The following is a 9,179-nucleotide window of genomic DNA, read 5'->3' on the forward strand; positions in this document are numbered from 1 at the left end:
CCGGCAGGTGCTCCACACATCCGGCCCCACCGGCCGCTCGGGACGATGCCCCATCATGCCGCCAGCCTGACCCTCGACCTACAAGATCGGAACCCCAACCAGCAACATCATCAGAACACTCCTAGGCTGCGACCACGGCCCTTCCCTTTGAGCAGTTGCTCAGGTGTTTTTGAGCGACTGCTCAAAGGGTTGAGCGCTTGCTCAATAGATCCCCGCTCGAGCGGCGCGTTGCCGCAGTTCAAGGGGCGCTGCGGAGTTATGGAGCACTACAGGGGCTGTTGGGGGCGGACGTGGACCGTGGCCTACGTCTGTGGGGTGGGCGTTCGGACGTTCATTCGTTCGCCGGGTCTTGCAAAGATGCTGAGGATCTCTGACGGCTCCTCCCCCGTGCTGCCGAACCAGTGCGGCACGTGGGTGTCGAACTCGGCCACCTCGCCTGGCCTGAGGAGCCAGTCCCGCTCGCCGAGGACGAGGCGCATGTGTCCGGACAGGACGTAAATCCATTCGTGACCGTCGTGTGCCCGAGGCTCTGGGCTGACCTTGCTGGTCGGGATGACGATCTTCCACACCTGCATGCCGTCGGGTTGTCGGGTGAGCGGGATGACCGTCCTGCCCTTGACGCGGCCAGGCTTGAGGCGTATGCGTGGATCGCCCAGTTCGGGCGCGCCAACGAGGTCGTCCAGGGGCATCCGGTAGGCCTGCGAGAGCGCGAGGAGAAGTTCCAAGGTTGGTCGGCGCTGTCCCGTCTCGAGTCGCGACAGCGTGCTCTTCGAGATGCCGGTCGCGGTCGCCAGACCGGTCAGGGTGATGTGGCGCTGACTGCGAAGCCGCTTCAGCCGCTGCCCCACCTGCTGGAGCACGTCGGCGATAGCCGGTGAGGTGTCGTCCACGAGGCTCATCCCACTGCGGATTCCCGGAAACAGCAACATTTGTTGGTGAGAAATCTATGCGGCTTCAGGCTTGTGGACATGAGTCAGTACGACGTAGTGGTCATCGGCGGAGGTGCCGCCGGACTGTCCGCAGCTCTTGTCCTGTCGCGGGCCCGCCGCAAGATTCTCGTGGTCGACGCCGGCAAGCCGCGCAACGCCCCGGCCGCCCACATGCACGGCTACCTGTCTCGCGATGGTCTCCCGCCCGGTGAGCTTCTGGCGTTCGGGCGGGCCGAAGTCAGGAGCTACGGCGGCGACATCATCGAGGGCGCCGCAACCGAGCTGGTGCCCGACGGTCGAAGCGGGTTCTGGGTCCTCCTCGCCGACGGGCAGCGAATCTCGGCACGCCGGCTCCTGGTGACGACCGGCCTACGTGACGAGTTGCCCAACGTGCCAGGACTGCGCGACCGATGGGCACGCGACGTCCTGCACTGCCCCTACTGCCACGGCCACGAGGTCCGCGACCGCCGGCTCGGCGTCATCGGCGGCAGCCCGGGCGCGGTCCGATACGCGCAGATCGTGCGCCAGTGGACTCACGACCTCATCTACTTCACCCCGCCTGACATGCTCACCGCAACAGAGCGATCCGAACTGGTCGCCCGCACTATCGGCATGGTCGAGGGCACCATCGCGCAGCTGGTCATCGATGACGACCAGTTGCGCGGCGTACAGATGGACGACGGCTGTGTGATTCCTCGCGACGCGCTGTTCGTGCCGCCCCGGTTCGTTCCGAACAACCATCTCCTCCGCGGCCTCGGTTGCGCCGTCGACGACGGCGGCTGGGTCGCAGTCGACGGGACCGGTCGCACCAGCGTCTCCGGCGTCTGGGCCGCCGGCAATCTTGTGGATCCGCGCGCCCAGGTCATCACCGCAGCCGGTACCGGCTCCGCAGCCGCCATCGCGCTCAACGCCGAGCTGGTCGACGACGACGTGCGCAACGCCGTCCGCGACATCAACCAGGGCCTCGCGTCCTGACCCCTAGACAGACAGCCCGCGGAACGGAATCGCCTCTCCGCACCCTTTATCACGAGCCAGGGAGTGACATGACCAACCCGAACCCCCGCCCCAGCGCCCCCCCGGGGCCCAACCCGAGTCCCGGTCCCGCCGTAGCCGGTCCACCGACAAAGCACCATCTAGCCCTTATGATCTGGCTGGCCGTCTTCCCGACCCTCACCGTCCTCAATCTCGCCCTCGGCGACTGGCTGAGCACGCTCACCCCGGTCCTGCGCACCTTCGTGCTCGCCACCATCGCGGTGCCGATCGTGATCTACGGGCTGATGCCGCAGCTGCACCGACTCCGGGTGCGCATCCTGACCCGATAGGCGGGCCGCTGAACCAGCCGAACGACCGGTTCAACGATTAGCAGACGCCCGGCTGATCGAATCCGCTAGAGATGCGTAACCGAGCGAGCTGGGCGTCGACTCGGTCAAGGTCGTCGAGAACATGCGGGATCCCCGAGCGCAGGTCGTCGGCGGATTGGAGCAGCCGTTGCGCCGCTCTGAGGTCACCTCGGTCGGCAGCCAGGCGGGCGAGCGCGTCCGACGCGAGCACCTGGACTTCCGCGTCCCCAGCACTGAGTGCTTCCTCGAGTACCGACGCCAACTGTTCGGCGGCGCGTGCACTGCCGGTTGCGGACGAGAGTGAGGCCAGCAGACATCGGGTGAGTAGGGCACCATCCCCTCCTCCGGATGCGCGGTACCACCTGTCGGTCTGTTCGAGAAGGATTAGGGCGGTGTCGAGCCGGCCCGAGGCCCGCAGCAGCCTGGCAAGGTTTACTCGAGCTGTGGCCGCGATCCGGACGTCGCCACTGTGTCCGCCGGCAACGAGGGCACGTTCCAAGGTTTCGATGGCTGCCACCGTGTTGCCGGCTCGCTGCTCAACGCGCCCGAGCGTCGTCAGGTGGAGGGCCGCCTGACCGAGGAACCCGAGGCGTTCGGAGGCTGCGGCCGCGCGGGCAAGGAAGCTGGCGGCCTCGTCGAGGCGGCCGCCGGCCTGGGCGATGGCGCCGAGCATCCCGTCGGCATGGACGAGCGCCCAGGAGTCACCGATGGGGGTCAGGAGTTGCATCGCTTCGTTTGCCGCTTCGGTGGCGCTGGTGGTGTCGCCGAGCATGATCGAGGCGTACGACGCGATTACCAGGCTCGTGGCCACCTCCCAGTCGAGCCCGAGCGGCCGGTAGACGGTGAGGCTCGCTGTGGCCTGTTCGAGCGCATCCTGCGGGCGGCCCTGCTGGATGCGCAGGAAGGCCAGCTGCCGGTGGGCGTCGGCTCGGAGTTGGTCGTCGGCCAACTGCTTCGCCAAGTCGAGCGCTTCGTCGAGATCGGCCTCGGCCTGGTCGAGGTTGCCGGCCGAGGTTTCGAGCCATCCCGCGAGGAGCAGACCGGTCGCCCGTTCTCTCGCTGTGACGAGCGACCCAGCCGCCTGGAGCGCGCTTCGGACGTGCGTGGCTCCGGCGACGCCGTCGCCGTGCACGACCCAGGTCCAGCCGAACCCGGTCGCGATGCGGACCCCGAGCTGCTGGTCGTGCTCGGCGGACCAGGTGAGGGCGGCGTCGATATTGGCCCGCTCTGCCCGGACCACGGCAAGGCAATCGGGCTGGCGTTTGCCGCGCACGGTCGCGTCGCAGCGATCGGCGGCCTCCGCGAGCCACGCGGCGTGCGCCGCGCGCGCGTCGTCCACGAGGCCGGACTCGCGGAGACGGTCGAGCGCGAAGTCCCGGATGCTGTCGAGCAGCCGGTAGTGCACCGCGCCTTCCGAGGTGATCTCGACGCTGACCAATGATCGATCGGCGAGACGGTCGACGACCGACGCCTGGGGCACCCCCAGGGCAGCGAGAACGTGCTCCGCCGCGTCGAGAGGTGCTCCGTCCGCGAAACAGGAGAGCGCCCACAGCCCTCGCTGCTCGTCGGGGAACAAGAGCTCGTAGCTCCACCCGATCGCCGCGGCCAGCGCACGGCGCCGCTCGGGGCGACGGCTGGTCGGGTCCTGGAGCAGCGCGAAGCGGTCATCGAGTCGTCTGGCGATGTCCTGCACCGACAGCGACCTGACCCTGGCTGCCGCCAGCTCGATGGCCAGGGGCAGCCCCTCGAGAGACAGGCATACCTCCTCGACAGACGGGGCGGTCTCGACGTCCAGCACGAACTGCTTGCGGATCTCGGCCGCCCGGCCCGCGAACAGGGCCACGGAGTCCGCGATCGGCAGCGGCGCCAGCTGGTAGACCGTCTCGCCGTCCAGGTCGAGGCGGACCTGGCCCGTCGCCAGCACCCGCAGCTGGGTCGTGGCATCCAGCAGCTCGCTGGTCAACTCGGCCACGCGGTCGACGACGTGTTCGCAGTTGTCGAGCACGAGGACGGTCTCGGCGCCGGTGAACCGTTCGACCAGCATCTGTTTGCCACCCGGCAGGCGCAACGTCTCCGCGACCGTCCGAGGGATTGACATGGTGGTGTCGACGCCGTCGAGTCGCACCAGCCACACTCCCCCAGGTGGCGCGAGCCCGCGGGCCACCTCGATGGCCAGGCGGGTCTTGCCGACGCCGGCCGGCCCGACAACCGTCACCAGGCGCCGGTGGCGCAGGAGGTCACGGACCGCGGAGACCTCGGCCGCCGCCCCACCAGCGATGACGACAGTGCGGGCAGCTTGCCGACCGGTCCGGCAAGCACGGACGGTCGCCCTCCGGCGGAATCGAGGGCCCGGCTCTGCTGCAGGATCTGGTCTTCCAGGGCGCGCAGACTGGGGCCTGGGTCGACGCCCAGCTCGTCGACGAGCAGTTCGCGCACTCGCGTGTACGCCGCGAGCGCGTCGGCCTGGCGGCCCATCCGATAGAGCGCCGTGATCAGGCAGCACCACAGCCCCTCGCGGAGCGGGTACTGGCTGACGAGCCCCTCCAGCTCCCCGATCACATCGCCACCGAGACCCAGGTCCACCCGTGCCGCCAGCTGGTCCTCCAGCAAACCGAGGCGCACCTCCTCCAGGCGCGCGCGGTGCGGCCGGAGCCAGTCCCCCTCTCCTGCGTCGACCAGCACGTCGCCGCAGAACAGCGCCAGCCCTTCGGTGGACACCTCGAGGGCACCAGCCGCGTCACCAGTACGCCGCGAGGCGGTCGCCGACGCGGCCAGCCCGACGACGTGCAACGCATCGACGCTGTCGGGGTCGGCGTTGAGGATGTAGCCGCCGTTCCCGCTGGTGACCAGACCGGGCTCGGCCAGCGCCCGCCGTAGCTGGGACACCTTCGACTGGAGCGTGTCCCTGCCCGTGGCGGCGCCGGCCCAGAGGTCCTCGATGATCCGCTCGGCCCGCACCGGCCGCCCGGCTTCGAGGGCGAGCCGGACCAGCACCTCGGTGGTCTTGCCCAACGGCAGCGGGAGCCGCTCCCCGTCGCGGCGAACCTCGGCGGGCCCGAGCACAGCCACGGTGATCACCCCTCGAGGGTATGCCCGCCGCGAGCACGACCGCCAGGTCCGCGTCAGCGCATCATCAGCGGCTCGGTCAACAGTGTTGTTCGGGTAGGTCCAGTGCCGCTTGACCAGCCTGCGGTGCCAGGCCAGCAGCGTGCCCGGCGTCACGATCCGATGCGCACGAAACCAGCGCGGAAGGCGCCGGGTGAGCGCCGCCAGGATCGCCCGGTCGGCCCAATCCGGCCGCGGATGAGCGACCCGGCGACGCAGCACCGCCACCTCATGCGCAGCACAAGGATTTCCACGTCTTTGGAGGAGTCGCTGCGGGTCAGCAGGATCAGCCAGCCCACAACCCGGACGAAGATCAAATACAGCAGTCGGACGCACACGACGAGAGAGAATAAACCGCAGGTCAATTAGCGTGCACGAGTATTGGCACAGTACAGGTCTTGCTGCCGGCTTCGATGCCGCTCCGGGTCATCTCCTCGGTGAAGGAGGAGATCGTCAGGTGGCGTCGCACCCCCGGGCGACAGGTGTAGGTGCCGCGCCGCGATCGGTGCGCCCGGTGGTGAATGCATGCCCTCTGGTTCAGGGTTCACCCGGCGTTCATTATGTGGTTCTGGAGAGGCAGGAGCATGTTCAGGCCGGAGGAATTGGGTCGGTACATCCCAGTTGCTACCTCTAAGGCCTCAGATGACTTCTGCTTTTTCGCGCCGCGACCTGCTGCGTACCGGGGCCGCAGGCGGCCTTGGCATCGCCATCGCCGGCAGCATTGACGCGATCTCCGGACCGGCCCACGCGGAGGCCATCCAGAACGGCGTCGCCCGTGCCGCGGGCTACGGGCCCGTCGTCGCCGACCCGAAGAAGCTGCTCTCCCTCCCCAAGGGCTTCTCTTACAAGATCGTCGCCCAGGCCGGCGTGACCAAGCTGGAGTCGGGTGAGCCGACGCCCGGCGACGCCGACGGCGCTGGATACTTCCGCAGCTCCAAGGGCGGGGTTCTGGTCAACAACCACGAGATCGGCGGCGACGAGCCGAACGGCGTGCCCCCGCTGACGGACCTGACCTACGACGAAGGTGGCCGCGGCGGCACCACCAACATCGAGGTCGACCGCAACGGCAACCGGATCCGCGAGTACGTCAGCCTGGCAGGCACCGTGCAGAACTGTGCGGGCGGCGTCACCCCCTGGGACACCTGGCTGACCTGCGAGGAGACCGAGCAGCGGGCCGGCGGGGCGTTCAAGAAGGACCACGGCTACGTCTTCGAGGTCGACCCGTTCGACGAGGACGCCAACCAGGACCCGGTCCCGCTGAAGTTCCTCGGCCGCTACTCGCATGAGGCTGTCGCGGTCAACCCGCGCAACTCCGAGATCTACCTCACCGAGGACGCGGGCACCCCCAACGGGCTGTTCTTCCGCTGGACCCCGCCGAAGCACTTCCGGCCGGGGAAGGGCGCACTGCGCAAGCTCGCGCTGGGCAAGGACGGCGACACCGCGGGCGCTCTCGAGGCGATGAGCTGCTTCAAGGGCACCAAGCACATCGGCGATCTGTCTGAGGCCACCCAGCCGGGCACGAAGTACAAGGTGAAGTGGGTCGACGTGCCCGACCGCGACGCCAAGTCCGTTTCGGTGCGCAAGCAGCTCGGCGACGACAAGGTGACCCGCAGCCGCAAGCTGGAGGGTCAGTGGTGGGCTGACGGCGGCGCCTACTTCGTCGCCAGCTACGCTCGCCACGACGACGGCAGCGCCAACGAGCACGACGGCCAGGTCTGGTTCTACGACCCCGAGTCGGAGACCGTCACCCTCAAGACGATCTTCGGGGTGAACCCGGACCCCGACAAGGACACGGACTACGACGGGCCCGACAACATCACCGTCTCGCCGTACGGCGGGATCATCCTGGCCGAGGACGGCGAGGGTGTGCAGCACCTGGTAGGCGTCACCGAGAAGGGGACGACCTACCCGATGGCCCGCAACGAGCTGAACGACAGCGAGTTCGCCGGCCCGGTCTTCAGCGCTGACGGAAAGATCCTTTTCGCCAGCATCCAGACCCCCGGTTACACGTTCGCCATCACCGGTTCGTGGACCAAGCACGACGACGGCCACGGTCGCGACTGACCTCGCCTGTCCGCCCCGCCACCGCCACCGCCTCCTCGACTGAGGCGACTGAGGCGGGGCGGGGCTTTCCCATGTCACGCAAGCCAGCGGGCCGCTGACGCACGTTCGAGCCGGGAGCACCACCCGCGCGGCCACGTTCTCGTGGTGGCTCTGAGCTGGTCATTTCTCGGAAAGGCAGCCTGTGGGTGCCGAGAATCATGTCACACGGTCTGATCTGGAGTTTTGCCGCGCTCGGCGACTGCGGCTGGGCAGGGAGGAATACTGCCAGCGCCTCCTGGCCATGTTGATCCTGGGCGCGGCCGGGCGGCCCCTATCCCCCTTGGAACAGTCGTAACCGGCCGTCGCCTCAGGTGCTCGTTCCTGCGGTCGCTGGATGAGCTGTCGTTCGGCCGGAGTAAGCGGAGCGGGCAGCCGCTGTTCGTGGATGAGTTCGAGTTGCGCCCAGGGCACGACGACGAGCAGGGCGGAGCACCCGACTACGCCGTGCTGTGGAACGAACGGCGCTGGATGATCGAGCTGAAGACGGAGAGTTCGACCCGGCGAGACCAACTCTCCAGTTACTTCACGCTCGCCGACCATCATCATCCAAGCCTTACCGTGGGTCTCACCTACCTGACACCACCGCTCACCTTCACGCCGCCTACCAGCCTGGACGGCAGCAGATTCGCGCACGTCACCTGGACGCAGATCCGCCCGCTGCTGGAAGAGGCGTGGGGCAAGGGCACGGGCATGAAACGACATGTCCTCATCGTCACGGAGTTGGGCACGCTGGGCGGCATCTGGAGCCAGGCCGCCGGCCTCAACAACAACGGCGTGATCGTCGGAACACACGCCTGCGACACGGCTGGCGGCACCGCGCACCCGACGGTGTGGACTGACCCCTGTGGGGTGTCAAAACTCGTCCAACCCTCCTGACCTGGGATGCTGTCGCATAATGACAGCATGCAGTCGGACAAGTTGAGCGATCGCTCAATTCGATTGAGCGACTGCTCAACACCGTTTGAGCGTCTGCTTAAGAGATGATCTTTGTGTATCGAAGACTTGCAGGTCAGACCGGTGGACGTAATTTTCGGCACTCGCATAGTTGGCCCGCTTGGGTTACCCGATCGCGGCCTCCACGGTGTGGGAGATCCTGCACGCCTCAGGTATCGATCCCGCGCCCCGCCGGGCCGGGCCGACCTGGCGGCAGTTCCTGACCGCTCAAGCCCACGCGATCATCGCCTGCGACTCCTCGTGGTCGAGACCGTGCTGCTCAAACGGCTGTATGTGCTGATCTTCATCGAGCACGGCACCCGGCGACTGCACCTGGCCGGAGTGACCGCACACCCGAGCGGGACATGGACGGCGCAGCAGGCCCGCAATCTGGTCATGGATCTGGGTAACCGCATTGCCGGGCTGCGGTTCGTGATCCACGATCGGGACCCGCTCTTCACCTCCGCGTTCAGGGAGGTCTTCGAAGCCGAAGGGCTGCGGCTGGTCACGACGCTGCCGCGGACGCCGAGGATGAACGCCATCTGCGAGCGGGTCATCGGCACCCTGCGCCGCGAACTCCTGGACCGGATCCTGATCCTCAGCGAACACCACCTCGTCTTCGTGCTCCGCGAATATCTGATCCAGCGAGGTAGGCCGTCAGGCGAGGTGTCAGCGTGCTGGTCCTTTTCCCGACGGCCCCCTCCCGAACCCGCCGTGCCCGCTTTCCGGGCAACGGGCTCTCCGGTGACTACTGCGTGATCGTCGATGC

The 9,179-nt window shown here is 67.9% G+C and carries 8 protein-coding genes; 5 read left to right on the forward strand and 3 right to left on the reverse strand.

Translation table 11 applies throughout. From position 1 onward, the window contains the following. Positions 1-302 precede the first annotated feature (302 nt). The gene (locus ITP53_RS51270) at positions 303-899 is read right to left on the reverse strand and encodes a helix-turn-helix domain-containing protein (protein ID WP_195902769.1); all 597 of its coding nucleotides are present in this window, start codon (positions 897-899) and stop codon (positions 303-305) included. A 69-nt stretch (positions 900-968) separates the two neighbouring features. Here ITP53_RS51270 and ITP53_RS51275 point away from each other — a divergent pair, with 69 nt between their 5' ends. Then, positions 969-1,904, forward strand: coding sequence for an NAD(P)/FAD-dependent oxidoreductase (locus ITP53_RS51275; protein WP_195902770.1), 936 nt, complete (start codon positions 969-971; stop codon positions 1,902-1,904). Positions 1,905-2,071: 167 nt separating this feature from the next. Next, positions 2,072-2,251 carry a hypothetical protein gene (locus ITP53_RS51280; RefSeq protein ID WP_195902771.1) on the forward strand — a complete coding sequence of 60 codons (180 nt, stop codon included), beginning with the start codon at positions 2,072-2,074 and terminating at the stop codon, positions 2,249-2,251. A 37-nt stretch (positions 2,252-2,288) separates the two neighbouring features. On the opposite strand, the gene ITP53_RS60815 is transcribed toward ITP53_RS51280, so the two are convergent. Further along, on the reverse strand, positions 2,289-4,484 hold the full coding sequence (locus ITP53_RS60815) for an ATP-binding protein (protein WP_195902772.1): 2,196 nt from the start codon (positions 4,482-4,484) through the stop codon (positions 2,289-2,291). Continuing rightward, positions 4,481-5,347 (reverse strand): AfsR/SARP family transcriptional regulator, encoded by an 867-nt coding sequence (locus ITP53_RS51290; protein WP_195902773.1) that lies wholly within the window; start codon positions 5,345-5,347, stop codon positions 4,481-4,483. Before ITP53_RS51290 ends, ITP53_RS60815 begins: the two co-directional genes overlap by 4 nt. Positions 5,348-6,016: 669 nt before the next feature. On the opposite strand from ITP53_RS51290, the gene ITP53_RS51295 reads away from it, so the two are divergent. From ITP53_RS51295 to ITP53_RS51305, 3 genes are all read left to right on the forward strand, one after another. Further along, the gene (locus tag ITP53_RS51295; protein ID WP_195902774.1) at positions 6,017-7,438 is read left to right on the forward strand and encodes an alkaline phosphatase PhoX; all 1,422 of its coding nucleotides are present in this window, start codon (positions 6,017-6,019) and stop codon (positions 7,436-7,438) included. Positions 7,439-7,858: 420 nt separating this feature from the next. Next, positions 7,859-8,353, forward strand: a complete 495-nt coding sequence (locus tag ITP53_RS51300) for a hypothetical protein (RefSeq protein ID WP_195902775.1) — start codon at positions 7,859-7,861, stop codon at positions 8,351-8,353. A gap of 318 nt (positions 8,354-8,671) precedes the next feature. Then, complete coding sequence (locus tag ITP53_RS51305; RefSeq protein ID WP_207757607.1) at positions 8,672-9,169, forward strand: DDE-type integrase/transposase/recombinase; 498 nt, start codon at positions 8,672-8,674, stop codon at positions 9,167-9,169. The last annotated feature ends 10 nt before the right edge of the window (positions 9,170-9,179 follow it).

The organism is Nonomuraea cypriaca, assembly GCF_015645445.1.
GTDB lineage: Bacteria > Actinomycetota > Actinomycetes > Streptosporangiales > Streptosporangiaceae > Nonomuraea > Nonomuraea cypriaca.